The organism is Mesorhizobium sp. P3_A10, assembly GCF_056403175.1.
On sequence record NZ_JBFUFZ010000003.1, the window covers coordinates 333,219 to 359,349 of the forward strand.

Genomic DNA, 26,131 nt, shown 5'->3' on the forward strand with positions numbered 1-26,131 from the left:
CTGCCCGGGCCTAAAGCCTGCAGTCTCCTGACAGCACGAAGGCAGCAACCATGACAGGTTCAACCTCCTTTGCCGAAGCTTTGCACAATGATGGGCCCAATCCCGACCTGGTTGAAAAGCTGAACCTTTACGGCCGGTTCGTCGGCGCCTGGACATTCGACGCCACGCGCCACCTCGAGGACGGGACGGTGCTCAGCGGGCGCGGCGAGGTGCATTTCGGCTGGGTTCTCGAGGGCCGGGCGATCCAGGATGTGTGGATCCTGCCGGCGCGGGATGCCGGCCCCTCGCCATCGCTCGGCAAATGGACTTTCTACGGCACAACGCTGCGCGTCTATGACCCCGGCAACGATGCCTGGCACATTTTCTGGAGCGATCCGCGCAACCAGTATTACAGCCGCCAGCTTGGCCGTGCCGAGGGCGACACCATCGTCCAGCAAGGCGCAGACGGCACCGGCTCGTCGGTGCGCTGGAGTTTTTCCCGGATTACCGAGAATTCCTTCTGCTGGCTGGGCGAACGTTCGCATGACGACGGCGCGACATGGCGGCTGGAAGTCGAGTTTCTGGCTCGCCGCGCAGCCTGAGCCTGACAACCCAACCAATTGTAACAACGGAGAAAACGATGCTCGACCATGTCTCGATCGGTGTCCGCGACGCCAACACCTCGAAGCGCTTTTACGACGCCGCGCTAAACCCGCTTGGCTATAGCTGTCTCAGCCAGTCGCCGGGCTCATTGGGCTACGGCACTGAGGCGGTGGCACTCTGGGTGAACGAAGCCCCGCGCCCGGTTGCGGCCGACACGGAGTCCGGCCTGCATTTCTGCTTCGCCGCGCCGACGCGTGGCAGCGTCGACGCCTTCCATGCCGGCGCCTTGCGTGAAGGCGGCAGCGACAATGGCGCACCCGGCCTGCGCGCCTCCTATGGCGACAACTACTACGCCGCCTTTGTCGTCGACCCCGACGGTTACCGCATCGAGGCCTATTGCGGCGCGGCTGGCTAGTCGGCCGAATTCCCGCGGTTGAGACGGTTTCCTCTGACCCCGCTTTGCTCTACCAATGCAAAGGCCCGGGCATGGCCCGGCGGGAGGGGTCAGAGATGCCGAGCTTCGACAGCCTGTTCAATGCCTTCGTCACCATTCTGGTGACCATCGACCCGCCCGGCCTGGCGCCGCTTTTCCTGGCGGTGACGCGCGGCATGAACCGCGAGGAACGCCAGCAGGTTTCTATCCGCGCCTCGATCATGGGATTCCTGGTGATGGCGCTGTTTGCCGTCGCTGGCGCATCGATCCTGTCGGTGTTCGGCATCACGCTACCGGCCTTCCGCGTCGCCGGCGGTTTCCTGCTGTTCTTCATCGCCTTCGAAATGGTGTTCGAGCGCCGGCAGGACCGCAAGGAGAAGATCGGCGACGTCGCCATCACCAAGGACATGATCCACAACATCGCCGCCTTCCCGCTGGCGATCCCGCTGATCGCCGGGCCGGGCGCCATTTCGGCGACGGTCCTGCTCTCCGGCTCGTTTCAGGGTTTTGCAGCACAAGCGGCATTGGTCGGCATCATCTTCGTCTGCCTGGCCATCACCTATCTGGTGTTCGTGCTGTCGGAGCGCATCGACCGAATCCTCGGTCATACCGGCCGCTCGATCCTGACGCGGCTGCTCGGCGTCATCCTGGCAGCACTTGCCGTGCAGTTCGTCGCCGACGGCATCAAGGCGCTGATGGCGGGGTGAACGGCAGTGCCTACTGCCTACTTCACCGCCGTATCAACGACTTCGAAGTCGTGGGTGATCACTGCCGTCTTGGCCAGCATCGCCGAGGCAGAGCAGTATTTTTCGACTGACAGGTTGATCGCCCGCTTCACCTTGTCGTGCGAGAGCGCCCGGCCCTTGACGACGAAATGCATGTGGATGCGGGTGAACACTTTTGGGTCGGTTTCCGCCCGGTCGGCGTCGAGTTCGACGACGCAGTCCTCGATCGCCTCGCGACCTTTTTCGAGGATGTGGACGACATCATAGGCCGAGCAGCCGCCGGTGCCGATCAGCACCAGTTCCATCGGGCTTGGTCCCGGTGTCTTGCCTTCCGGTCCGGCCGCGGTTCCCAGCACTACCTTGTGGCCGCTGCCGGACTCGCCGACGAAAGTGCGCTCCTCGACCCATTTGACCCGTGCTTTCACTGGACTCTTCCTTGCTAGTGCGTGACGCCGATCACTGGCCGAACACGACAGCGTGCATGATCCGCCCCGGCAGCAGCGTGAACACGCCGGCGCCGATCAGCGCGAAAACATAGAGCTTGATCATGACGCCGCGATGCGCGGTGACTTTGTGGGTGTGCGCGTACCACACCGCCAGCGGCACCGTGACCAGCACCAGGATCGACAGCAGATGGATCGGGCTGAACGGGCCGACGAGACGTATCTCTTGTATCCAGAAGCTGGAGGCGGCGATGACCAGCATCAGCGCCGCCCAGACATAGCCGACGACACGATGACGCGGCGTGCCCTTTGGCAGCGCCAATTGCGTGGCGCCCGTCACCAATGCGGCAAAGGCGGCAAAGGCATGCCAAGGGATTGGAGGGCGCGCGGCAAGCAGCGGTCCCAGCGACATGGCGACCTCTCCCGATCAGTCTCAGAACGGGATTTCGTCGTCCAGTTCGCGTGACGAACCGCCGCCACCACCGCTCTTGGCGCCGCCGCCACCGCGGCTGAAGCTCTCGCCCGGGCCGGACTGGCCGAAATCGGAACCGCGGGCAGCGCCACCGCCTGAGTAACCGCCGACCTGACCGCCCTCGCCTTGCCCGCGTGCATCGAGCATCTGCAGCTCGCCACGGAATTTCTGCAGCACGACTTCGGTCGTGTACTTGTCGTTGCCTGTCTGGTCCTGCCATTTGCGCGTCTGCAGCTGGCCCTCGACATAGACCTTCATGCCCTTCTTCAGATACTGCTCAGCCACCTTGGCGAGCTGGTCGTTGAAGATGACGACGTTGTGCCACTCGGTCTTCTCCTTGCGCTCGCCGGAATTCTTGTCGCGCCAGCTTTCCGAGGTGGCGATGCGGATGTTGACGACCGGTTCGCCCGAATTCAAACGGCGGATTTCAGGGTCTGCCCCTAGGTTGCCCACCAGAATGACCTTGTTGACGCTACCCGCCATGATATTTCTCCGCGCTCATCCGAAACCAGATTTTTTGTCGCCGCACCTTACAGGCTACGGACAATCCCCGCCTGCTGTGGCTGCCTTTACCCACAAGGTTTTTGTTCTCTTTTCGTTCTAAGTCGATCAAGGCCGGTTGTCAAGGAATGTCAGCACCAGGTAGTGTCTCAGTTTCAATGGCGGCTGGCGTGTCGGCTACTCTCTGGTCGATGGACGATCTTTGCGAGAAGATGGACGCCGTAGCGCCTAAGCCGGGTCCGCGCGGACCGTACAAAAAGGTGGCTTAAGGCGGCGGAGCTTCGACGGTAATCTTGATCGCGGAATAGTAAGCCGCAACATTGGCAATGTCTTCCTCGCTCAGGTATTTGACGACCAGCGACATCATTTGACTCTTGCGCTCTCCGGCCTTGTAAACCGTCAGCGCGTGGACGAGATAGTCGTACTTCTGCCCGGCGAGATTGGGCACGTAATTCATTCTTCCGAGGCCATCCTTGCCGTGGCACGATTGGCATCGCTCCATGACTTTCCGGCCGGCGGCGCTGTCGCCTGCAGCCTGCGCAAATGACGAGGTGACCACGAGGGCAGCCAGGCCAAGGACAAGTTTCTTGATCATCGAAGTCCTCCCCTCAGTGTTAAGAGTGATCTTTTAGATCGGACGACAAGGCACCCTACACCCGGCGAGACGGGGTAGCGAATCTTCCATGGTCGAAGATCGGAAATTCAAGGCTCTTATCCCGGTGGGAAGCTCGAAGAAATTCTTCCAGGACGGCAGGAGCAGAAAGCCGTCATCGCCATGCAGCGCGACGCGCACCGGGTCCATCGGACCACCCTCGAAATCCTCTTACCCAGCACAACAGCCCCGACGCTTGCGCAATAGCGTGGTTCCCCAGCACAATTCGATGTTTCGAGACGCGGATCGAAAGGGCGATCAATGAAAATCGTAGTGCATAAGAAGCAGCCGCGTGAGCGGTGGCGAGCAGGGGTCGAAACCCGGATGCACATTTCTGCCGGCAATGGTGCAGCCCAACTTTGTATTTTTGAACAATGGGTTGAGCCTGCGGTTGGTGCCCCGACGCATTGGCACCCGGTTGAGGAAGTGCTTACCGTGATGACCGGGAAGGCCGAGATGTGGATCGACGACGAGCATGACGTCCTGATCGCCGGACAGTCACTCGTCATTCCCGCGCACAAGAACCACGGCTTTCGAAATGTCGGCTCCGAAATGCTTCACATCCATGCGGTGCTGGCGGCACCCATCTTCGAGGCGACATTCGACGGATCGCCTGAGATGGTGAGGCGCTGGCTTCCCACGATTTTGTAAAACAGCGCTTGCGCAACCAATAAGTATCGACTTATGCTTTGACCATGATCGAAGCAGAGATTTTTCGCGCGCTGGCCGACCCGACACGACGCGCCGTCTACGAGCGGCTCGCCGCTGGCGAGATGAGCGTGTCGGAACTGCGCAGCGGCATGAGCGTGTCGCAGCCGGCGGTGTCACAGCATCTGGCGGTGCTGCGCGGCGCCGGGTTGGTGGTCGAACGGCGGGCCGGTCGCAACGCCTATTATCGCGCCGATCCGCAAGGGCTTGGCCCTCTGCTCGGCTGGATTGAACGCTACCGTGCATTCTGGCCGGAACGCATCGAAAGGCTGAAGGCCGTTTTGAAGGACATGGACCAATGACTGATGAAAAGCAGGCGCCGGCCGCCAAAGACGCACTCGCCTTCGAATGCGATCTGCCAGACGCACCGGAGAAGGTGTGGCGGGCGCTGACGGTGCCCGAATTACTGGCGGCATGGATGATGCCGAACGACATCAAGCCGGAAACCGGCAGTCGCTTTGCCTTTGCCGGGCCGGATACGCCGATCGACTGCGAAGTGCTCGATGCCGAACCCGGGCGTTTGCTGCGCTACTCCTGGCGCGAGCGGTCGCAGACCAACGACGCCGACCGGCTGGACAGCATCGTCACCTTCACGCTTGCCCGCACCATTTCGGGCGGCACGCACCTGCGCATCGTGCATGACGGGTTTGTCCAGGCGGCAACGCCCGCGGTTGCCATGGCCGGCGCCGGCTGCCGGCTTTCACTCGGCGCATGCAAGCCAAAACTGCCCATAGCCGCCAATGCGCCGCGCCTGTTGGCGCGCGCGGCTTGAGCAAAAATAAACGGAGACAAAGAGATGAGCGGCCTTGCCAATCTGGTTCCGATGGTGATCGAGCAGTCGAGCCGCGGCGAACGTGCCTTCGACATTTTCTCGCGACTGCTGCGCGAGCGTATCATCTTCGTCAATGGCGAGATCAATGACGGCATGTCGGCACTGGTCTGCGCGCAGCTTCTGTCACTGGAATCGGACAATCCGGACAAGGAGATCTCGCTCTACATCAACTCGCCGGGCGGCGTGGTGACCAGTGGCTTCGCCATCTACGACACGATGCAATATATCAGTTGCCCGGTGTCGACGGTGTGCATGGGCTTTGCCGCTTCGATGGCCTCGTTCCTGCTGATGGCGGGAACGCCGGGACGGCGCATCGCCCTGCCCAACGCCAGCATCGTGCTGCATCAGCCCCTAGGTGGCTTCCAGGGCCAGGCCTCCGACATCCAGCGCCATGCCGAGGGCATTTTGCGCACCAAGCGGCACATGACGGAGCTCTATGCGCAGCATTGCGGCCGCACCTATGAAGAGGTCGAGCGCACGCTCGACCGCGATTTCTTCATGACCGCGAAGGAAGCCAAGGACTGGGGCCTCGTCGACCACGTTTTTGATACGCGCAAACAGGCGGCATAGAGCGCCGGCACCGACGAACGGAATTTGGACCGGTCGACCCCAAGGCAATTTTGGCGCCGCCGGTCTGGTTTCGCCTGTATCGCAGCACTATAGTCTTGCGATGCATTTCCGCCTGAACAGACTGATCATCGCCTTTGCGATCACCGCTGCAACCTCCAGCGCTGCTTTTGCCGGGGACAGCACGGCCTCGTCGCCGAAAGGCGCCCTGCCCGGCGTGACCAGCGACTATCGCATCGCCAAGCCAGCACTGCAGCCCGAGCCCGACGACGCGGTCCCCGCCGGCGATAACGGCACGTTCAAAATCGGCGATACCGATGTCAGGATTTCCGGCAGCATCACCATCGATGTCGGCGCCGGGAGAACCGGGCTCCCGCGTCATTGACATCGCTCCGGCCGAGGGACGTCGTTGGAAGTATTGCACGTGAAGGACTGGAAGCGTGCAGCACTCACTGCCGCCCCATAAAAGCAGCCCCGCCGTTGCTTCCGCAAACGGTCGGGGCTTTTTTTGGATTCCAGATCCAACCTGCCGGTAGTGTTATACCGACTTTGATTTCGGATGCTTCGCGGCATTCAGCCGACGATCCGACTAGCAGTCTCTGATTTTCGTGGGGGACGGCAGGTCACGGTTTGTCGGGTGGAATGAAGGTGTTAGAACGACATGTGTTCGCTTACACGCACAACCCACGCTCTAAGACTTTGAATCAACCCTGGCACTTATGCCTGCCGCGGCTCCAGCCATAGGTGGAGCCTCAATGGACTATCCGGTGGCGTCATGCTCCGCTCCTGTGTCCGTTGCGATTGTCGTCAATCCGAAGCACAAATCGCAAATACCTGCGGCGTCTCGCAGGCCGCCTTGGGGCGGCGAGGCCATCGAAAGACGGCCGGCTTCGTTGACCTTTGGACACTGCTCCCCTGATTCGGAGACGTCAACCTTCAATAGCCGATTACCGAAAAAAGTGATCGCCGGGAGGTTACGTGCAAGTCAGGTTCCGCACAGGCTTTGTCAGGAGCGTGTTCGGTCTTTGTTCTTTCCGCTTGCCCGTTCGGGCGAAAGGCGGTTAAACGCTTTTGTCGAGAATTGTGGCGTCTCTCGACGTGGCGGCAAAAATACCTACATAGGGGATGGCCGGGAAAACCCCGCCGATCCCACTGACACCAGATCTGAGGCGGCGACCGGCAATGGCCGACCATAAATATCTTTCCATTCGCGGGGCGCGCGAACACAATCTGAAGAATGTCGATCTCGACCTGCCGCGTGACAGCCTGATCGTCATGACCGGCCTGTCGGGCTCCGGCAAATCGTCGCTCGCCTTCGACACCATCTATGCCGAGGGCCAGCGCCGCTATGTCGAGAGCCTGTCGGCCTACGCCCGGCAATTCCTCGAAATGATGCAAAAGCCTGACGTCGACCAGATCGACGGCCTGTCGCCGGCCATCTCGATCGAGCAGAAGACGACGTCGAAGAACCCGCGCTCCACGGTCGGCACCGTCACCGAAATCTACGACTACATGCGGCTGCTGTTCGCGCGCGTCGGCATTCCTTATTCGCCGGCCACCGGCCTGCCGATCGAGAGCCAGACGGTCAGCCAGATGGTCGACCGCGTGCTGGCGGTCGAGGAGGGCACGCGCCTGTTCATCCTGGCGCCGATGGTGCGCGGCCGCAAAGGCGAGTACCGCAAGGAACTGCTGGAGCTGCAGAAGAAGGGCTTTCAGCGCGTCAAGGTCGACGGCGTCTTCTACGAGATATCAGATGTGCCGGCGCTCGATAAAAAGTACAAGCATGACCTCGACGTCGTCGTCGACCGCATCGTCGTGCGCGGCGACCTGGCGACGCGGCTTGCCGATTCCATCGAAACCGCGCTGAAGCTGGCCGAAGGCCTGGCGGTGGCCGAATTCGCCGACAAGCCGCTCGATGCCAGCCAGACCGGCGAGGATTCTGTCAACAAGTCGAAGAACGAGACGCATGAGCGCATCCTGTTCTCGGAAAAATTCGCCTGCCCGGTGTCCGGCTTCACCATTCCGGAGATCGAGCCCAGGCTGTTCTCCTTCAACAACCCGTTCGGCGCCTGCCCGACCTGCGACGGTCTCGGCAGCCAGCGCGCCATCGACGCCAGCCTGATCGTGCCCGACGAAAACGTCTCGCTGCGCGACGGCGCCGTCAGCCCGTGGGCGAAGTCGACCTCGCCCTACTATTCACAGACGCTTGAAGCGCTGGGCAAGGCCTACGGCTTCAAGCTCGGCGACAAGTTTAGGGATATAAGCGAAGAGGCCAAGGAAGCCATCCTGCGCGGCACCGGCGAGCGCGAGGTCACTTTTCAGTACGATGACGGCCTGCGCTCCTACAAGACGACCAAGACCTTTGAGGGCGTCATACCCAATCTCGAGCGGCGCTGGAAAGAGACCGAATCCGCCTGGATGCGCGAGGAGATCGAGCGCTTCATGTCGGCCACGCCCTGCCCGGTCTGCAAGGGTTATCGGCTAAAGCCGGAATCGCTGGCGGTGAAGATCGCGGGAAAACATATTGGCGAGGTCACCGAACTGTCGATCCGCAGCGCCGACCGCTGGTTCACCGACCTGCCGCCCCATCTCAACGATCAGCAGAACGAGATCGCGGTGCGGGTGCTCAAGGAAATCCGCGAGCGGCTACGCTTCCTCAACGATGTCGGGCTCGATTATCTGACGCTGTCGCGCAATTCCGGCACGCTGTCGGGCGGCGAAAGCCAGCGCATTCGGCTGGCCTCGCAGATCGGCTCCGGCCTGACGGGCGTGCTCTACGTGCTGGACGAGCCGTCGATCGGCCTGCACCAGCGCGACAATGCGCGCCTGCTCGACACGCTGAAGCATCTGCGCGACATCGGCAACACGGTCATCGTCGTCGAGCATGACGAGGATGCCATCCTGCACGCCGACTATGTCGTCGACATGGGCCCGGCCGCCGGCATCCATGGCGGCGAGATCATCGCCCAGGGAACGCCGCAGCAGGTGATGGCTAACCCCAATTCGATCACCGGCAAATATCTGTCGGGCGCACTGGAAGTGGCGACACCTGGCGTGCGGCGCGAGCCGAAGAAGAACCGTCGCCTGAAGATCGTCGGCGCGCGCGGCAACAATCTGAAGAACGTGACGGCCGAAATCCCGTTGGGCACGTTTACTGCCGTCACCGGCGTGTCGGGTGGTGGCAAGTCGACCTTCCTGATCGAGACGCTGTTCAAGGCGGCGTCGCGCCGCATCATGGGTTCGCGCGAGCACCCGGCCGAGCATGACCGCATCGAGGGTCTCGAATTCCTCGACAAGGTCATCGATATCGACCAGTCGCCGATCGGAAGAACGCCGCGCTCCAACCCCGCGACCTATACCGGTGCCTTCACGCCGATCCGCGATTGGTTCGCCGGATTGCCGGAGGCCAAGGCGCGCGGCTACCAGCCCGGGCGCTTCTCGTTCAACGTCAAGGGCGGCCGCTGCGAGGCCTGCCAGGGTGACGGCGTCATCAAGATCGAGATGCACTTCTTGCCCGACGTCTACGTCACCTGCGACGTCTGCCACGGCAAGCGCTACAATCGCGAGACGCTCGACGTCGTGTTCAAGGGCAAGTCGATCGCCGACGTGCTCGACATGACGGTCGAGGAAGGCGTCGATTTCTTCGCCGCGGTGCCCGGCGTGCGCGACAAGCTAGAGACGCTGAAGCAGGTCGGCCTCGGCTATATCCATATCGGCCAGCAGGCGACGACGCTTTCGGGCGGCGAGGCGCAGCGCATCAAGCTGGCCAAGGAACTGTCGCGCAAGGCGACCGGCAAGACGCTCTACATCCTGGACGAGCCGACCACCGGCCTGCATTTCCATGACGTCGCCAAGCTTTTGGAAGTGCTGCATGAGCTGGTCGACCAGGGCAACACGGTGGTGGTCATCGAGCACAATCTCGAGGTGATAAAAACCGCCGACTGGGTGCTCGACCTCGGCCCCGAGGGCGGCGACGGCGGCGGCGAACTGGTCGCCCAGGGCACGCCCGAAGCGATCGTGCGCGAAAAGCGCAGCTACACCGGCCAGTTCCTCAAGGAGCTGTTGGAGCGACGCCCCGGAGGCAAGCGCGAAGCGGCGGAGTGATGACCGAACCGATTGGCGCCTGGAGAGCTTTTGCATGACACTCCGCAAGGCGCTTGCCGGTGATCTCCAAGCCGTCGTCTCGCTGACAGAAGCCGCCTATGCGCCCTACACCGCTCTGTTCGGCGCGCCGCCGATGCCGGTCACCGAGGACTATGCGCCGCGCATCGAGCGTGGCGAAGTCTGGCTGCTGGCGAGCGGCTCTGACCTGGCCGGGCTGATCGTCCTCGAGCGGCATCCCGATCATGCGATGATCTTCAGCGTCGCCGTCTCCCCTGCCTTCCAGGGCAGGAAACTCGGCATGGCGCTGCTCGACTTCGCCGATGAGCAGACGCGGCTATGGGGCTTGCCGGAGGTGCGGCTCTACACCAATTCGCGCATGGAGCGGAACATCGCGCTCTATCTAGCCTATGGCTTTCACGAAACGGGTCGCCGGGCCAATCCATACCGGCCAGGATGGACGCTGGTCGACATGGCGAAAGCCTTGGACGCCTGATCTCTTTCAGCACTTGGGAGGACGACAATGAGCAGTCAGGGAAAAATCCGTGCCGGCATGGGCGGCTGGACTTTTGAACCTTGGGATACGTCGTTCTATCCCGACAAGCTGTCCAAGGCCAAGCAGCTGAACTACGCCAGCCGGCAGGTGCCGAGCATCGAGGTCAACGGCACCTATTACTCTAGCTTCAAGGAACCCACGTTCGTCAAATGGGCCAGCGAAGCGCCGGACGGTTTCGTCTATTCCCTGAAAGGCAACCGCTTCGTCACCAACCGCCGCGTGCTCGGCGAAGCCGGTGAATCGATGACGCGCTTTCTGGGATCCGGCGTGGCCGCACTTGGCGAAAAGCTCGGGCCGATCCTGTGGCAGTTCGCACCGACGAAAAAGTTCGATCCGGACGATTTCGAAGCCTTCCTGAAGCTATTACCCGAAAAGCAGGACGGTGTTGCGCTGCGCCATGCGGTCGAGGTGCGCAACGACAGCTTCATCGTGCCGGAATTCGCCGCGCTTACGCGCAAATACAAGGTGGCGATCGTCTATGCCGATCATGCCAAATATCCTGCCATCGCCGACGTCACCGGCGATTTCATCTATGCGCGGCTGCAGACCGGCAGCGACGACAATCCCGATTGCTACACGCCGAAAGGTCTCGACGAATGGGCGGCGCGGGTAAAAACCTGGGCGGAAGGCAGGGTGCCGGCCGACCTGCGGCGCGCCGATCCCGCGACCGAAGCGCCGGTCAAACCGCGCGACGTGTTCGTCTACTTCATCACCGAGGGCAAGGTGCGGGCGCCCTTCGGCGCCATGGCGCTGATGAAACGCATGACTGACTGACGATGCAGTTGGTGACAGACTGACGCGGGGGAATCTCGGCTTCTTCACCGCCATCGTAACCTTATCGATACCTCCTTGCTGCATGAATCCAGTCCGGCCAAGTCGCAGAGGATGGGCCGTCGCGGGCAAGGACGAGGCATGTCGCTCGACTACAACTCACTCCTCCTGGCAGTCGGGTTTTCCGCCGCCTGCCTGAGCCTGACGCTGTTCGGCATATGGCTGACCGCGCGCTCGGAGAAGTTCCTGCTGACATGGGCGGTCAGCGTGTTGTTGGTCGTCGCCGACGTCTTCACCTACAAGGCCTATATCGAAACACCGGGACGCGTGCTCGGCATCGCCACCTTCACCCTGCTTCTGCTCGGGTTCTCGACCATGCTTGGCGCTGCCCGCCAGTTTACGACAGGCCGATCGCCCTTACCGAGCATCCTTCTCGGTGGCGGCATTTCGCTCGCCGCAACACTGCCGCCCATCACCTTGGGATATGACGGGCTCGGCTTCATGCTCGAGAATTCCTTTGCAGCCCTGCTGCTGTTTGCGACTGCTTTTGAATACTGGAAGGGACGAACCGAGTTCCCCGCCCCAATCATCGGCATAGCTGGGCTCTACTCGGCCACCGCCATATCCTTCGCGTTGTGCGCCATCGTTCTGGCGCTGGACGGCAAGCTTGTCCTCGGACATGCGCCGAGCAACTGGGCCGAAGATTTGAGCCTCGTCGTCGTCATCGCCTGCATGACCGGCATCGGCGCCCTTTCGCTGGCGCTCAATCAGGGGCGGCTGGCGCAGCATCACCGCCGCGATGCCCTGACCGATCCGCTGACCGGCCTGCTCAATCGCCGCGCTCTGTTCGATCTGCATGGCGCCGCACAGATGGGCGCCTTTACGGCGGTGGTGGTGTTCGACCTCGACGGCTTCAAGGCCATCAATGATGAATTCGGCCACGCCACTGGCGATGAGGTGCTGAAGCTGTTCGCGAAGGACCTGACCGACAATCTTCGCCCGGCCGATGCCGCCGCCCGCATCGGCGGGGAGGAGTTCGCATTGGTTCTGCAGCGAACCCTGCCCGAGAAGGTGGAATTTGCCGCCGAACGGGTGCGCGCTGCCTTCGCCGCGCGCCGGATCGAAACCGAGACCCGTCCGCTGTCATGCACGGTCAGCGCCGGATACGCCTTCGGCGGCACTGAAGGCCTGAGCTTCGACAAGGTGCTCAGCGCTGCCGACAAGGCGCTCTACGCCGCCAAGCGTGGTGGCCGCAATCGCGTCTTTGCCTCGGCGTTCCGGCGTGCGGGCTAGTCAGGCTCGCCTGGTGACAGCTATCACGCCGCCAGGACGATCTCATTGTAGGCATCGAGATCGACGTAAAAGACCTTGGTGATCTCGCTGATCAGCTCGTCGTGGCCGTAGCCTTGCGACTTCAGAATGTTAATGGCGGTGATGATGTCGACGCGCTCCGTGAGCCGTCGCTTCTGGTAGTCTTCGACGAAACGTTCCATCGGCTTTCTCCTGGCCTGAATGCTCAAACGCGTTGAACACAAAACAGGTCGCAGGAGGGAAGCTAGGTGTGCTTGCTTGTGTGGAACTTGCCGGCTTGACCCGCGCATTCCCCTCGATCTGCGACAAACCAGACTGATACGGAACGGCCGACTCACCAAGGCCAAGCAAAGACTAGCATGCAGCTAGCAGCGCGCCAGAGCTTCAAGCAACGGATCGAAGAATGACTGAAGACCGATTTATACGGTGAGAAATTTCCGGACGTCGGCCCGATCAAGATCTTGCGCCGGGCCAGTATGGACGATGAGACCACGGTCCATGATGTTGACCTCGTCGGCGAGTTCGCGACAGAAATCGAGATACTGTTCGACTAGCAGCACGGCGATGCCGGCCTGGTCGCGCAGATAGCGGATGGCGCGGCCGATGTCCTTGATGATCGACGGCTGGATGCCCTCGGTCGGCTCATCCAGCACCAAGAGCTTCGGTCGCATCACCAGCGCCCGGCCGATCGCCAGCTGCTGCTGCTGGCCGCCGGACAGATCGCCGCCGCGGCGGCCAAGCATCTGCTTCAGCACCGGAAACAGCTCGAAGACATGCGCCGGAATGTTGCGATCGGCGCGCTTCAGCGGCGCAAAGCCGGATTCGAGGTTTTCGCGCACCGTGAGCAGCGGAAAGATCTCCCTGCCCTGCGGCACGAATGCGATGCCCGACCGGGCGCGGTCATACGCCGCGCTCCGGTCGAGCGCCTTCCCCTCGAAGGCAACGCTTCCGCTCGTCAGCCGGTGGTGGCCGACGATCGATCTCATCAAGCTGGTTTTGCCGACGCCGTTGCGGCCGAGCACGCAGGTGATCTTGCCGGCGCCGGCCTTGAGCGAGACGCCGCGCAGCGCCTGGGCGGCGCCGTAGTGCAGTGTGGCATTGGAGACTTCGAGCATGGTCAGCGCCTTCTCCAGAACCGGAGAAACGACAGATCGAAGCGATGGAATTGAACCCGCCAGACCATGCTCATCTCCCGAGATAGACTTCGACGACGCGCTCGTCGGCAGAAACGAAATCGAGCGTGCCTTCGGACAGCACTGAACCTTCATGCAGGCAGGTGACCTTGACGCCGAGTTCGCGCACGAAATGCATGTCGTGCTCGACGACGATGACTGAATGGTCGCGGGCGATGTCCTTTAGCAGGCGCGCCGTTTCCTCGGTCTCGGCGTCGGTCATGCCGGCGACCGGCTCGTCGACCAAAAGCAGTTTTGGATCCTGCGCCAAAAGCATGCCGATCTCGAGCCATTGCTTTTGGCCGTGGCTCAGATTTGCCGCCAATTCACTGCGCTTGTCGCCAAGCCTAGTGATGCCGAGGATGTCGTCGATCTGCCGCGCTTCGGCGGCCGAGCGGCGATGGAACAGGGCCGGAAAGATCGAGCGCGGGCCTTTCAGCGCCAGCATCAGGTTTTCCTCGATCGTATGGCTTTCGAAGACGGTCGGCTTCTGGAATTTGCGGCCGATGCCCATCATGGCGATCTCGGCTTCGTCATGCTTGGTCAGGTCGACCTGGCCGTCGAAGAAGACCTCGCCCTCGTCGGGCCGCGTCTTGCCGGTGACGATGTCCATCATCGTCGTCTTGCCGGCGCCGTTGGGCCCGATGATGGCGCGCATCTCGCCCTTGTCGAGCACCAGCGACAGATTGTTGATGGCGCGAAAACCGTCGAAGGAGACCGAGACGCCATCGAGATAGAGGATCGTGTTCGACTTGCTCATTGTCGCTCACTCCGCCGGCTGCGGTTCGGGGCTGGATGCGGACCAGTCGCCGGGCTTTGTCGCCGCACTGCGAACGATCTTCGCCGGCGGCGGCACGTCGGCATCGGTGCCGGCTTCCTCGGCGATCGAGGCGGCGCGCAGCGCCCTGGCGTTGCCGCGCCAACTGTCCCACATGCCGATGATGCCCTTGGGCAGGAACAGCGTGACGGCAACAAACAGCCCGCCCAGCGCAAACAGCCAGAATTCTGGCAGCACGCCGGTGAACCAGGATTTGCCGGCATTGACCAGCAGCGCGCCGATGATCGGCCCAACGATGGTGCCGCGCCCGCCAACGGCCGCCCAGACGACGACCTCGATCGAATTGGATGGCTCGAACTCGCCCGGATTGATGATGCCGACCTGCGGCACATAGAGCGCGCCGGCAATGCCGGCCATGACCGCCGACACGGTGAAGGCAAACAGTTTCACGTTCTCCGCTCGCCAGCCGAGAAAGCGGGTGCGGCTCTCGGCGTCACGCACCGCCATCAGCAGCTTGCCGTATTTGGACCCGACGATGGCCCAGGTGACGTAGACGGCCAGCGCCAGCGTCACCGCGCTGGCGGCAAACAGCGCCGAGCGTGTCGCGTCGGCCTGCACGTTGAAGCCCAGAATATCCTTGAAATCGGTCAGGCCGTTGTTGCCGCCGAACCCCATATCGTTGCGGAAAAAGGCGAGCAGCAGCGCATAGGTCATCGCCTGGGTGATGATCGACAAATAGACGCCGGTGACACGGCTGCGGAAGGCAAACCAGCCGAAGACGAAGGCAAGCAGGCCGGGCACGGCCAGCACCATGATGGCGGCAAACCAGAAGTGGTCGAAACCGGTCCAAAACCACGGCAGTGCTTTGTAGTTCAGGAACACCATGAAGTCGGGCAGGATCGGATTGCCATAAACGCCACGTGAGCCGATCTGGCGCATCAGATACATGCCCATCGCGTAGCCGCCGAGCGCGAAGAAAGCGCCGTGGCCGAGCGAAAGGATGCCGCAGTAACCCCAGACGAGATCGAGCGCCAAGGCGAGCAACGCGTAGCAGAGATACTTGCCGGTCAATGCGACGATGTAGGACGGCACGTAGAAGGCGCTTGCCGGCGACACCACCAGGTTGAGCAGCGGCACGATGATGGCGACCGCCAGCAGGATGAAGATGGTGATGGCGATGCGGCGGTCTGCGCCCGCGGCAAAGAAGCGTCCTGTGATCATACTTCCACCGCCCTGCCCTTGAGCGCGAACAGGCCGCGCGGGCGCTTCTGGATGAACAGGATGATGAGGACCAGCACGACGATCTTGCCGAGCACCGCGCCGGCATAGGGTTCAAGGACCTTGTTGACGATGCCGAGTGAGAAGGCGCCGACCAGCGTGCCCCAGAGATTGCCGACGCCGCCGAAGACGACGACCATGAAGCTGTCGATGATGTAGCCGCGGCCGAGATTGGGCGAGACATTGTCGATCTGGCTGAGGGCGACGCCGGCAATGCCGGCAATGCCGGAACCCAATGCAAAAGTCAGCGCATCGACCCAAGGCGTCCTGATGCCCATGGACGCCGCCATGCGGCGGTTGGCGGTGACGGCGCGCATCTGCAGACCCCAGGGCGTGCGCTTCATGACATAAAGCAGCACGCCGAAGACGCAGAGCGCGAAGACCAGGATCCACAGGCGGTTCCAGGTCACGGCCAGCTGGCCGATGGAGAAGGAGCCTGACATCCAGGACGGATTGCCGACCTCCTGGTTGGTCGGGCCAAAAATGGTGCGCACTGCCTGCTGCAGGATCAGCGACACACCCCATGTCGCCAAAAGTGTTTCCAGCGGCCGGCCGTAGAGGAAGCGGATGACGCCGCGCTCGATGATCAGACCGACCAGAGCCGCGACGAGGAAAGCCAGCGGCAGCGCGATGACCAGCGACCAGTCGAACAGGCCGGGGAAGGAATTGCGGATCACCTCCTGCACGACAAAGGTGGTGTAGGCACCGAGCATGACCATCTCGCCATGCGCCATGTTGATGACGCCCATGACGCCGAAGGTGATGGCGAGGCCGATAGCGGCGAGCAGCAGCACCGATCCGAGCGAAATGCCGTACCAGATGTTCTGGCCGGCATCCCAGAATGCCAGCGTCGAATTGATGTTGGCCATCGCAGCCGTCGCCGCTTCCTTGACCGCGCCTTCGGAGTTGGCCTCGACGGAGGTTAGCAAAGACAGCGCGTCGCGATCGCCGCGGGCGCCGATCAGGGCGATGGCCGCCAGCTTGTCGGCCTCCGGGCGGTCGGAAACGAGAATGGATGCCGCGCGCGCCTGTTCGAACAGCGCTTTGACGCTGGCCACGGCTTCGCCTGATATCGCAGCATCGAGCGGTTCGATATTGGCGGCATCGGGCGTCTTGAACATGGTGTCGGCGGCAGCGATGCGCACGGCCGGATTTTTCGCACGCAACGTCAGCGTGCCCAGCGCATCGCGGATGACGCGGCGCAGCGTGTTGTTGACCTTGATCTTGGTGAGATCGGCCTTGGCGGCATCAGCGGACTTTTCGCCGCTCAGCGGGTCGAGCAGCTCAACGCTGTCGCCGGCCTCCTTGCCGACGAAGACCAGGGAATCGGCCTTGCGGATGTAGAGATTGCCGTCGCCAAGCGCTGCCAACGGACGTTCGACCAAGGGATCGCCGGTGGCCGCAAGCTCATGCACGACGGCTTCAGTGGCCGAGAAATTCGAGGCGGTAGCGAATTTGGCGATGATGGCGCGAAGATCGGCTTCCGCGGCGTTCGACGGCGACAGCGTCGCCAGCAGGCAAAGCAGCGTCAGACCTATCGCGCGGATCGAATTCATCGGTTTCTGGCGGCTCCCAGCGGGTTAAGTTTGCGTCCGGGCGGACTGGAGGACATGAGTTCGCCCGGACGCACTGCGGTCTTGGTCGTGGAAGACTCCACGACCGTTCAGACCCGGGAGGATCAGTTTGTACCCTTGCCGCCGCACTTGCCGGTGGCGACGTTGAAGTTGCCGCAGGACAGAGGCGCGCGCCAATCGGAGATCAGGTCCTTGGAATCCGGCAGATAGTCGGACCATTCGTCGCCCATGACGAGGCCAGGCGTCTGTGAAACGGTCTCGAACTGGCCGTCGGCCTGGATTTCGCCGATCAGCACCGGCTTGGTGATGTGATGGTTCGGCATCATGGTCGAATAGCCACCGGTCAAATTGGGCACGGAGACGCCGATCATGGCGTCGATGACCTTGTCCGGATCGGTGGTGCCGGCCTTCTCGACCGCCTTCACCCACATGTTGAAGCCGATATAATGGGCTTCCATCGGGTCGTTGGTGGTGCGCTTGTCGTTCTTGATGAACTTGTGCCAGTCGGCGATGAACTTCTTGTTTTCGGGCGTGTCGACGCTCTCAAAGTAGTTCCAGGCGGCGAGATGGCCGACCAGTGGCGCGGTGTCGAGACCGGCCAGCTCTTCTTCGCCGACCGAGAAGGCCATGACCGGGATGTCCTCGGCCTTGATGCCCTGGTTGCCGAGTTCCTTGTAGAACGGCACGTTGGCGTCACCATTGACGGTCGAGACGACGGCAGTCTTCTTGCCGGCCGAACCGAATTTCTTGATCGCCGAGACTTCGGTCTGCCAGTCGGAGAAGCCGAACGGCGTGTAGTTGACCATGATGTCTTCGGCGGCAACGCCCTTGGCCTTCAGATAGGCCTCGAGGATCTTGTTGGTGGTGCGCGGATAGACGTAGTCCGTGCCTTCCAGCACCCAGCGCTTCACCGAACCGCCGTCTTCGCTCATCAGATAGTCAACGGCCGGAATGGCCTGCTGGTTCGGCGCCGCACCGGTGTAGAACACGTTGCGCTCGCTTTCCTCGCCCTCATACTGGACGGGGTAGAACAGGATGTTGTCGAGCTCGGAGAACACCGGCAGCACGGACTTGCGCGACACCGAGGTCCAGCAGCCGAACACGGCGGCCACCTTGTCCTTGGAGATCAACTCGCGCGCCTTTTCGGCGAATAGCGGCCAGTTGGAAGCTGGATCGACGACGACCGCCTCGAGCTTCTTGCCGAGCAGGCCGCCCTTGGCGTTCTGCTCGTCGATGAGCATCAGCATGGCGTCCTTCAACGTCGTCTCCGAGATCGCCATGGTCCCCGACAGCGAATGGAGAATACCGATCTTGATGGTGTCTTCAGCCGCCTTGGCGGGAACGGACATCAAAAGCCCCGCCGCCACCACGCTTGCCGAAAACATCTTTGTTATTGTCGAGAAATTACCCCTCATATTACAGACTCCCAAGCTGGTTGATGGTACCGCAAGAGACCATGCAACGGCTGTGCCAACCGCTGGAGCAACGTCGATAACGCCAGGAATATCCAATATTATCAGGTGGTTGTTATATTAGCTTTCGAACATACCTTGGCGGCGAAAGGCGCTGGTTAAAATCTGATTGAGAAAAAATTACGCACCATTGCCTAATTTTTGCCCAATTCTCTCAAGTGCCTAAATTTTGGCCTGCCATGCATCGATGAATGGCTGAACGATGACCGTTGCGGCATCGCCAGAAAATGGGGCAAGTTCGAACCTCAAACGAGCGACGTCATGGCCTCCAGGATTTCTTCTGTTTTCAGCATCGTGCTGCTGCTTGCGGCGACCGGCGCAGCGCGTGCCGACTTCACCGACGGCAAGCTGCCGGACGGGACCTATCATTGCGAGGTCTATCTGCTTGGCATGTTCCTCAGCCTCGGCGACATCACCATCAAGGGCAATGTCTATAGCGGCCCGGTGACGTTCGGGACCGCCCCGCAAGGCTACAATTACCAGATGGATGCAAACGGCGTCGTGACCTGGCTCGGCCCCTTGGGCGGCTACACCGCCGGCGGCAACAGCCTGTCGTTGACGCAAGCGACACTGGACGATCAGACCAGCCCATCGTTCGACATCATCATGCGGCAGCCCGACGGCGCCTTTACCGCCTCGACCTGCACCAGGCGCTGAGCGACGGGCGCGGCTTGTTTCGGTACGAAGCCCTTTCTCTCCTGTCACGAGGATGTTGCCAAAGCAGACTAGGCAGCGGTGCGCCGTCACCCATCCACCCAGAGAGGCAGACAACCATGGCCAACACCCCGTCTTCATCCTCCCCTGTCATTCGCGAAATCATTGCCGCCCGCGTCTCGCGCCGCGAGATGTTGAAAGGTGGCCTCGCCTCCGGCGCGCTGATCGCCAGCGGCAGCTTCGTCGGTTCGCTGTTTGCCGGAGATGCACATGCGGCCGCCGCACCCTCGACGCTCGGCTTTCCCGAACTTAAGCGCGTCTACGACAAGACCCATGCCGCCGCTGAAGGCTACGAGACCACGATCGTGGCCCGCTGGGGCGATCCGCTGGCAGCCGGCCTGCCGGAGTTCGACGGCAACAAGGTCGCGGCGGAAGAGCAGGAAAAGCGCTTCGGCTACAATTGCGACTACATCGCCTTCATGCCGCTGCCGAAAGGCTCGGTCAATTCCGACCACGGGCTGCTGTGCGTCAACAACGAATACATTTCGCCCAATGTGATGTTTCCAGGCGTGACAGAGGACGATGCCGGCAAGACGATGACCCGGGAACAGGTCGACCTCGGCATGGCCGCGATGGGCCATTCGATCGTCGAAGTGCTGCTGAAGGACGGCAAGTGGTCGCTGGTCGAGGACAGCCCGCTCAACCGCCGCATCACCGCCAACACCGAAATGATCGTCTCCGGCCCCGTTGCTGGGCATGCCCTGATGAAGACGTCCGCCGACGCGACCGGCACAAAAGTCCTCGGCACCAGCTACAATTGCAGCGGCGGCGTCACCCCTTGGGGCACCGTGCTGACCTGCGAAGAAGGCGTTTCCGACATTTTCGGCGGCGATCCGAAGCAGGCGCCGACTGCCGACATCCTCGACCGCTACGGTTTCGACGGCTCCGACGTCTATGGCCGCGGACGCTTCCACGACCGGTTCAACCTCGACAAGGAACCGAATGAGGCCAACCGCTTCGACTGGGTGGTCGAAATCGACCCCTACGATCCGACTTCGAAGCCGGTGAAGCGCACGGCACTCGGCCGCATGTCGCATGAGGCATCCACCGTGGCGCTCAACAAGGACGGCCGCGTCGTCGTCTACATGGGCGACGACGACTATTTCGAATACATGTACCGCTTCGTTTCGGCTAAGGCTTACGACAACGCCAACCCGGCCTCCGGCAATAATCTGCTCGACGACGGCGTGCTGTCGGTTGCGCGTTTCGATGCCGATGGCACGATGAGCTGGCTGCCGCTGGTTCACGGCCAGGGCAAGCTGACGCCTGAAAACGGCTTTGCCGACCAGGCCGAAGTGCTGCTGAAAACCCGCTTTGCCGCCGATGCGCTGGGAGCGACGCCGATGGACCGTCCCGAGGACATCGAGACCAATCCGGTGACCGGCCGCGTCTATGCGGTGATGACCAAGAACAAGAAACGCGACCAGTCGAAGGTCAATCCGGCCAACACCCGCCCAGAGAACCTCTGGGGCCATATCGTCGAACTGATCCCGCCCGGCGGCCGTGGCGCCACCGCCGACCATACCGCCGAAAAATACGAATGGGACCTGTTCGTGCTCTGCGGCAACCCGAAGGACGCCGCCGTCGGCGCGACCTTCCATCCTGATACCTCGGACAATGGCTGGTTCGTCTGCCCCGACAACATCACCTTCGACCCGGCCGGCCGGCTCTGGGTGGCAACCGACGGCGCCAATGATTTCGGCCTGCCGGACGGCGTCTATGGCGTCGACACGGAAGGTGCGGCGCGCGGCCTGCCGAAACTGCTGTTCACCTGCCCGCATGGCGCTGAAGCGACCGGCCCGTGCTTCACGCCGGATGGCACGACGCTGTTCCTGTCGGTCCAGCATCCGGCCGAAGACGCCGAGACGCTCGACAAGGTCGAAACGCTGTGGCCCGACTTCAAAGACGGCCAGCCGCCGCGGCCGTCAGTGGTCGCCATCCGCCGCAAGGACACACAGCCAGTCGGCGCATAGTCGAACCAAGCATCGGTGCGAGAGCCAAGAATGGCTCTTGCGGGCGCTATGCAGCGTTGGTGGCGGCAATATCGAGCGCCAGCCGGGTCATGTCGGTGAACAGCGCCTGACGTTCGGAATAGGCGGTTTGTTCGCCGGTCGCGACATTGTCGACGACGGTCAGCAGCGACAGGGCGCGGGCGCCGAAATGCGCAGCGATACGATAGAGCGCGCTGGTTTCCATATCCACGGCGAGCGCGCCGCGGGCCTGTGCTTCGGCAAAGCGGGCATGTCCCTCGGGGTGATAGAATATATCACTGCAGATCGTCAGCCCGGCATGGTGATCAATGCCAAGTTCGGCGGCCCGCGCCGTCGCTCTGGCAGACAGTATCGGATCGGGGCCGGCAGCAGCCTGGTAGAGCCCGAACACCTGACCGCTCTCGGCGCTCTCGGCATGTACCGATTGCGAGATCACAAGGCTGCGCAACCCCACATTGGCGGTCAGGCCGCCACAGGTTCCGGTGCGGATCAGCGTTTTGACGCCATGGAAATCCAGCAGTTCATTCACGTAGATCAGGAAAGACGAGACGCCGATACCGGTCGCCTGGATGCTGACGCGCTTGCCGCGAAACAGGCCGGTGAAGCCAAGCGCGCCCCTGCGGCGGTTGACGCAACGCGGCGCCTCGAGAAAAGTCTCAGCCATCCATTCGGCACGTTGCGGGTCGCCCGGCAACAGCACCGTCTCGGCATAATCGCCCTTATCAGCCTCATTGTGCGGCGTCACGGCATCTACCCCAAATCCCGCCGCGTTTTTCATCGCAATCATGGCAGGCTGGCGTCGATGCGCAAGCGGCGATTGCGAAGCTCCAGTCGCCGGATCTGACTGGTTATGAACGGACGGCTCGTTCTCCGGCGCCGCCACGTGTAGACGGCATGGCAGAGGCGTCTGTGGGCTCGTTCACATTCGGGCGACGCGCTTCACGTGGCGCGCTCTAAATTAAGACTCCAGCACGTCCTTGACGATGGTGGCCAGTTGCTTGAGCGAGAACGGCTTTGGCAGGAAACCGAACTGCGCATCCGCGGGCAGGTTTCTGGCAAACGCGTCCTCGGCATAGCCGGACACGAAGATGAACTTGATATCCGGCTGGCGCTTCCGCAATTCGCCAAGCAGCGTCGGCCCATCCATCTCCGGCATGACCACGTCGGAGACGACGATATCGACCTTGCCGCCAAGCGCCTCGAACACTTCCAGCGCCTCGACGCCCGAGGACGCCTCGTGCACGGTATAGCCGCGCGACGTCAGCGCCCGCATGCCGCCCATGCGCACCGCATCCTCGTCCTCGACCAGCAGCACCGTGGCCGATCCCGACAGATCCTTGGCCGCATCGGCGATTTTTACGGGTGCCGCCGGCGCGTCGGCGGGATCACCGGGCTTTCTCACTTCGGCAATGTGGCGCGGCAGGAAGATGCGGAACGTCGAGCCCTTGCCGACTTCGGAATCGCAGAAGATGAAGCCGCCGGTCTGCTTGATGATGCCGTAGACCATCGACAGGCCAAGGCCAGTGCCCTTGCCGACCTCCTTGGTGGTGAAGAAGGGCTCGAATATCTTCTTCAGTATGTCCGGCGCGATGCCTGAGCCGGTATCCTCAACCTCGACCACGACGTAGTCGGCCGGGGTGAGTTCGCGGTAGGCAAAGGTCTTGCACTCCGCTTCGGTCACGTTGCGGGTGCGCACGGTGAGGTCGCCGCCTGCCGGCATCGCATCGCGCGCGTTGACGGCGAGGTTCACCACCACCTGCTCGAATTGCCCGATATCGACCTTGACCGGCCACAGGTCGCGGCCATGATCGACCTTCAGCTTGATGTCGTTGCCGACCAGACGCGCAAGCAGCATCCTGAGATCGGCGAGCACGTCGGTCAGGTTGAGCACCTCCGGCCGCAGCGTCTGCTTGCGCGAGAAGGCCAGCAGCTGCCGCACCAGCGATGCCGCCCGGTTGGCGTTCTGCTTGATGTTCATGATGTCAGGGAAGGACGGGTCCGACGGACGGTGATTGGTCAACAAAAGGTCGGACGCCATGATGATGGCGGTCAGCACATTGTTGAAATCGTGCGCGATGCCGCCGGCAAGCTGGCCAACCGCCTGCATTTTCTGGCTTTGCGCCATCTGGCCCTCGAGCGCCTTCTGCTCGGTGGTCTCGACGGCATAGACAATGGCAGATTCTTCGGCCCCTTCGCCACCGGCGCTGTCGGCAACCGCGTTGACGTAGAAGCGTATGTGACGGTCATCGTTGCCGGGCAGCAGCGTGTCGATCGGCTCGATGTCGGCCTGCCGCTGCCGGGCCTTTTCGAAGGCCGCGGCAAAAGCCGGCCGGTCGCGCTCATGGATCACGGTATCCAGCCGCACGCGGCGATCGACCGCGTCGCCGTCGACGACCGAGGAAAACAGCGACAGGAACGGCGCGTTGGTGCGCAGGATGCGGCCGCTCTTGTCGACGGCGGCAATGGCCATCGGCGTCGAGTTGAAGAAGCGGGTGAAACGGACCTCGGAGGCGCGAAGGTCGGCGGAAGCGTCCTCGCCTTGCGTGCGGTTGAGCACGATGGTGCGGGTCGGACCGTTCAGTCCTTCGCGGCTGGCTGAAACACGGTGCATGAAGCGCACCGGCAGTGCCTCGCCCTTGGCTGTCGTCAGATCGAGATCGATGACCGCATTGCGGGTGGTGCCGGGATCGGCCTTGACCGAGCGGACCAGCGCCATGCCGTCGCCGGCAACGATCTCCGACAGTGTGACGGCGCCAGGTGTGAAGCTGGCCAGGTCCACGCCCAGCCATTCGGCGAGCGTGGCGTTGATATAGGTGACGCGGCCCTCCTGGTCGGCGGAAAAGAAGCCAGCCGGCGCATGGTCGAGATGATCGATGGCCTTTTGCAGGTCGAGAAAGAAGCGCTCCTGCTCGGCCCGCTCCTGCGAGATGTCGGCAAGCTGCCAGGCGAGCATAGGCAGCCGCTGGCCCGGAACACTGAAGGCACGGGCACGGGCCCGATACCAGCGCGCGCCGGGTTCGGCACCAGGGCGAATGGATTGCGCCAGCCGGAACTCGCCGTCGCCGGGCTGCCCGTCACGCAGGCCGGAGGCCAGCCGGTAGATGGTCACCGAGGCTTCGGGAATGTCGGAAAGCAACCCTTCGACCGTCTTCAGATCCGTCGCGGAGGCTGCCCCCGTCATGTCGGCATAGGCGCGGTTGGCGTAGACGACACGGCCCTTGGTGTCGGTGACGAGCAGGCCTTGCGACATCGAATCGACGAAGGCTTTCGACAGTTCGTCGCTGGTCGAGCGCGGCGCGATCTGCACGAAACCGATCGCGGTGGCGAACAGGAAGCCGACACCGATCATTGCCAGCACGCCAAGCATGCCCAGCAGGAAGGGGTCGCCAAGACGCTCGCGGAAAAGCCCGAAAACGATCGCAGCCCCGGTCAGGACGACGATGAAGACGACGAGCCGGGCAACCGCACCCGGCTTTGTATTCTGGTCGACGATAGGTACCGGATAGAAATCGCCGCGCGTTTCCTTGGCCATGTGCCCCCTGCTCGTGAATTCCGGTGTCCGACACCTGGCCCGGTTGAATCACATTCTCCTAGTCCGGAAAAGGCCCCGACGGCAAATGTCCGTTAAAAATGGTGCCGTTGGGCTGACAGTGTTTCAAGCTGTTCACGACGCGTGAAACGCAACTTGCGGTCGCCCGCCGCAACGGTCTAGTGTCGCGTCACTTCGACAAGGCGATTTGGGGGCACCGATGCTGCAGATGCTCGATAGTGTGGCCGGTCCTGGATATGCCGCGGCAATCCTGTGGACGTTTGCAGCACTTGTCTTGCTGGTCATCATCCTCGTCATCATCAAGCTTGTCCGCAATCTGACTTTTGGAACATTCGTTGCCGGCGGCAGAAATCGCAAGACGCGGCTGGCCGTCATGGATGCCACCGCCGTCGACAGCCATCGCCGGCTGGTGCTGGTGCGCCGCGACGATATCGAGCATCTGTTGCTGATCGGCGGCCCGACCGATGTCGTCGTCGAGCGCGACATCAGGCTGGCGGCGCCGCGCCGCCCGGCCTTGACCGGAGATGGCGGCCAGCAACAGGCACCGCGGCCGCGCGCGCCGCAACCCGCTGCTGCGCCTGCGCGGCAGGCGCCAGCACCGCAGCCGGTCAATGCGGCTCCGGCGCCCGTTCGACCACGTCCGGCAACACCGGCGCCGAAGCCGGCTGTGCAAAGCTACCAGCCCTCCAACATCACCCCGCTGCCTGCCTATGGCTCAGCCAACGCCAATGTCGTTCGCCATGCGCCGCCGCCGGCGAAGCGTGATTCCATCGACGATACGCTGATGAAGGAGCTCGAGGTTTCGCTCGACGATCCGCGCGCCGCCAAGCCGGCGAGCAAGCAGGCCGCGAAGGCGCCGCCCTCGCTTGATGACGAGATGACAAAACTTCTCGGCGAGCTCTCCAGTCAGAAACGCTAGAGCTGTTCATCGTTTCACGGAAACGCCGA

At 62.4% G+C, this 26,131-nt stretch carries 27 protein-coding genes; 15 read left to right on the forward strand and 12 right to left on the reverse strand.

Going from position 1 to position 26,131, the window contains the following annotated elements; translation table 11 throughout:
• Positions 1 to 50: 50 nt before the first annotated feature.
• The 3 genes from AC1DXU_RS14545 (at position 51) to AC1DXU_RS14555 (ending at position 1,722) form a co-directional block, all read left to right on the forward strand.
• Positions 51 to 581, forward strand: coding sequence for a hypothetical protein (locus tag AC1DXU_RS14545; RefSeq protein ID WP_477369469.1), 531 nt, complete (start codon positions 51 to 53; stop codon positions 579 to 581).
• A 38-nt stretch (positions 582 to 619) separates the two neighbouring features.
• Positions 620 to 997, forward strand: coding sequence for a VOC family protein (locus AC1DXU_RS14550; RefSeq protein ID WP_477369471.1), 378 nt, complete (start codon positions 620 to 622; stop codon positions 995 to 997).
• 95 nt (positions 998 to 1,092) lie between these two features.
• Complete coding sequence (locus tag AC1DXU_RS14555; protein ID WP_477317670.1) at positions 1,093 to 1,722, forward strand: MarC family protein; 630 nt, start codon at positions 1,093 to 1,095, stop codon at positions 1,720 to 1,722.
• Positions 1,723 to 1,739: 17 nt separating this feature from the next.
• Here the strand turns inward: AC1DXU_RS14555 and AC1DXU_RS14560 are convergent, their stop codons facing one another.
• The 4 genes from AC1DXU_RS14560 to AC1DXU_RS14575 all read right to left on the reverse strand — a co-directional run bounded on the left by AC1DXU_RS14560 (position 1,740) and on the right by AC1DXU_RS14575 (position 3,751).
• The gene (locus AC1DXU_RS14560) at positions 1,740 to 2,165 is read right to left on the reverse strand and encodes an OsmC family protein (RefSeq protein WP_477369473.1); all 426 of its coding nucleotides are present in this window, start codon (positions 2,163 to 2,165) and stop codon (positions 1,740 to 1,742) included.
• Between the two features lie 31 nt (positions 2,166 to 2,196).
• Positions 2,197 to 2,595 (reverse strand): DUF2306 domain-containing protein, encoded by a 399-nt coding sequence (locus AC1DXU_RS14565; protein WP_477369475.1) that lies wholly within the window; start codon positions 2,593 to 2,595, stop codon positions 2,197 to 2,199.
• Between the two features lie 21 nt (positions 2,596 to 2,616).
• On the reverse strand, positions 2,617 to 3,138 hold the full coding sequence (locus AC1DXU_RS14570) for a single-stranded DNA-binding protein (protein ID WP_477317664.1): 522 nt from the start codon (positions 3,136 to 3,138) through the stop codon (positions 2,617 to 2,619).
• A gap of 283 nt (positions 3,139 to 3,421) precedes the next feature.
• Positions 3,422 to 3,751 carry a c-type cytochrome gene (locus AC1DXU_RS14575; protein WP_477369477.1) on the reverse strand — a complete coding sequence of 110 codons (330 nt, stop codon included), beginning with the start codon at positions 3,749 to 3,751 and terminating at the stop codon, positions 3,422 to 3,424.
• Positions 3,752 to 4,069: 318 nt separating this feature from the next.
• Here AC1DXU_RS14575 and AC1DXU_RS14580 point away from each other — a divergent pair, with 318 nt between their 5' ends.
• The 9 genes from AC1DXU_RS14580 (at position 4,070) to AC1DXU_RS14620 (ending at position 12,636) form a co-directional block, all read left to right on the forward strand.
• Complete coding sequence (locus AC1DXU_RS14580) at positions 4,070 to 4,459, forward strand: cupin domain-containing protein (RefSeq protein ID WP_477369479.1); 390 nt, start codon at positions 4,070 to 4,072, stop codon at positions 4,457 to 4,459.
• 44 nt (positions 4,460 to 4,503) lie between these two features.
• Positions 4,504 to 4,818, forward strand: a complete 315-nt coding sequence (locus AC1DXU_RS14585) for an ArsR/SmtB family transcription factor (protein WP_477317656.1) — start codon at positions 4,504 to 4,506, stop codon at positions 4,816 to 4,818.
• A complete protein-coding gene (locus tag AC1DXU_RS14590) occupies positions 4,815 to 5,288 on the forward strand; it encodes an SRPBCC family protein (RefSeq protein ID WP_477369481.1) in 474 nt (157 codons plus the stop codon). The genes AC1DXU_RS14585 and AC1DXU_RS14590 overlap by 4 nt, the downstream gene beginning before the upstream one ends.
• A 24-nt stretch (positions 5,289 to 5,312) precedes the next feature.
• Positions 5,313 to 5,918 carry an ATP-dependent Clp protease proteolytic subunit gene (locus tag AC1DXU_RS14595; protein ID WP_477317652.1) on the forward strand — a complete coding sequence of 202 codons (606 nt, stop codon included), beginning with the start codon at positions 5,313 to 5,315 and terminating at the stop codon, positions 5,916 to 5,918.
• A gap of 100 nt (positions 5,919 to 6,018) precedes the next feature.
• Positions 6,019 to 6,300: a hypothetical protein gene (locus AC1DXU_RS14600; RefSeq protein ID WP_477369483.1), complete on the forward strand. Its 282-nt coding sequence runs from the start codon at positions 6,019 to 6,021 to the stop codon at positions 6,298 to 6,300.
• 797 nt (positions 6,301 to 7,097) lie between these two features.
• On the forward strand, positions 7,098 to 10,019 hold the full coding sequence (uvrA, locus tag AC1DXU_RS14605; RefSeq protein ID WP_477317648.1) for an excinuclease ABC subunit UvrA: 2,922 nt from the start codon (positions 7,098 to 7,100) through the stop codon (positions 10,017 to 10,019).
• A gap of 34 nt (positions 10,020 to 10,053) precedes the next feature.
• Positions 10,054 to 10,512, forward strand: coding sequence for a GNAT family N-acetyltransferase (locus AC1DXU_RS14610; RefSeq protein ID WP_477369485.1), 459 nt, complete (start codon positions 10,054 to 10,056; stop codon positions 10,510 to 10,512).
• 27 nt (positions 10,513 to 10,539) lie between these two features.
• Positions 10,540 to 11,346, forward strand: coding sequence for a DUF72 domain-containing protein (locus tag AC1DXU_RS14615; protein ID WP_477369487.1), 807 nt, complete (start codon positions 10,540 to 10,542; stop codon positions 11,344 to 11,346).
• 138 nt (positions 11,347 to 11,484) lie between these two features.
• Entirely contained in the window at positions 11,485 to 12,636 is a 1,152-nt protein-coding gene (locus AC1DXU_RS14620; RefSeq protein ID WP_477369489.1) for a GGDEF domain-containing protein, read from the forward strand.
• Positions 12,637 to 12,659: 23 nt separating this feature from the next.
• Here the strand turns inward: AC1DXU_RS14620 and AC1DXU_RS14625 are convergent, their stop codons facing one another.
• From AC1DXU_RS14625 to urtA, 6 genes are all read right to left on the reverse strand, one after another.
• Positions 12,660 to 12,836: a hypothetical protein gene (locus tag AC1DXU_RS14625; RefSeq protein WP_477317640.1), complete on the reverse strand. Its 177-nt coding sequence runs from the start codon at positions 12,834 to 12,836 to the stop codon at positions 12,660 to 12,662.
• Between the two features lie 237 nt (positions 12,837 to 13,073).
• Positions 13,074 to 13,769, reverse strand: coding sequence for an urea ABC transporter ATP-binding subunit UrtE (urtE, locus tag AC1DXU_RS14630; protein WP_477243034.1), 696 nt, complete (start codon positions 13,767 to 13,769; stop codon positions 13,074 to 13,076).
• A 70-nt stretch (positions 13,770 to 13,839) separates the two neighbouring features.
• On the reverse strand, positions 13,840 to 14,586 hold the full coding sequence (gene urtD, locus AC1DXU_RS14635; RefSeq protein WP_477369491.1) for an urea ABC transporter ATP-binding protein UrtD: 747 nt from the start codon (positions 14,584 to 14,586) through the stop codon (positions 13,840 to 13,842).
• A 6-nt stretch (positions 14,587 to 14,592) separates the two neighbouring features.
• Positions 14,593 to 15,825, reverse strand: coding sequence for an urea ABC transporter permease subunit UrtC (urtC, locus tag AC1DXU_RS14640; protein ID WP_477369493.1), 1,233 nt, complete (start codon positions 15,823 to 15,825; stop codon positions 14,593 to 14,595).
• On the reverse strand, positions 15,822 to 17,438 hold the full coding sequence (gene urtB / locus AC1DXU_RS14645) for an urea ABC transporter permease subunit UrtB (protein ID WP_477369495.1): 1,617 nt from the start codon (positions 17,436 to 17,438) through the stop codon (positions 15,822 to 15,824). The genes urtC and urtB overlap by 4 nt, the downstream gene beginning before the upstream one ends.
• Before the next feature lie 122 nt (positions 17,439 to 17,560).
• Entirely contained in the window at positions 17,561 to 18,871 is a 1,311-nt protein-coding gene (urtA, locus tag AC1DXU_RS14650; RefSeq protein WP_477369497.1) for an urea ABC transporter substrate-binding protein, read from the reverse strand.
• Positions 18,872 to 19,189: 318 nt separating this feature from the next.
• Between urtA and AC1DXU_RS14655 the strand changes: the two genes are divergently transcribed.
• Both AC1DXU_RS14655 and AC1DXU_RS14660 read left to right on the forward strand, forming a co-directional pair.
• Positions 19,190 to 19,585: a hypothetical protein gene (locus AC1DXU_RS14655; RefSeq protein WP_477369499.1), complete on the forward strand. Its 396-nt coding sequence runs from the start codon at positions 19,190 to 19,192 to the stop codon at positions 19,583 to 19,585.
• Between the two features lie 116 nt (positions 19,586 to 19,701).
• The gene (locus tag AC1DXU_RS14660; protein WP_477369501.1) at positions 19,702 to 21,615 is read left to right on the forward strand and encodes a PhoX family protein; all 1,914 of its coding nucleotides are present in this window, start codon (positions 19,702 to 19,704) and stop codon (positions 21,613 to 21,615) included.
• A gap of 46 nt (positions 21,616 to 21,661) precedes the next feature.
• On the opposite strand, the gene AC1DXU_RS14665 is transcribed toward AC1DXU_RS14660, so the two are convergent.
• The gene (locus AC1DXU_RS14665) at positions 21,662 to 22,378 is read right to left on the reverse strand and encodes a purine-nucleoside phosphorylase (RefSeq protein WP_477369503.1); all 717 of its coding nucleotides are present in this window, start codon (positions 22,376 to 22,378) and stop codon (positions 21,662 to 21,664) included.
• 213 nt (positions 22,379 to 22,591) lie between these two features.
• The gene (gene cckA, locus AC1DXU_RS14670; RefSeq protein WP_477369505.1) at positions 22,592 to 25,165 is read right to left on the reverse strand and encodes a cell cycle histidine kinase CckA; all 2,574 of its coding nucleotides are present in this window, start codon (positions 25,163 to 25,165) and stop codon (positions 22,592 to 22,594) included.
• Positions 25,166 to 25,382: 217 nt separating this feature from the next.
• On the opposite strand from cckA, the gene AC1DXU_RS14675 reads away from it, so the two are divergent.
• Positions 25,383 to 26,102, forward strand: a complete 720-nt coding sequence (locus tag AC1DXU_RS14675) for a hypothetical protein (protein ID WP_477369507.1) — start codon at positions 25,383 to 25,385, stop codon at positions 26,100 to 26,102.
• Positions 26,103 to 26,131: the final 29 nt, after the last annotated feature.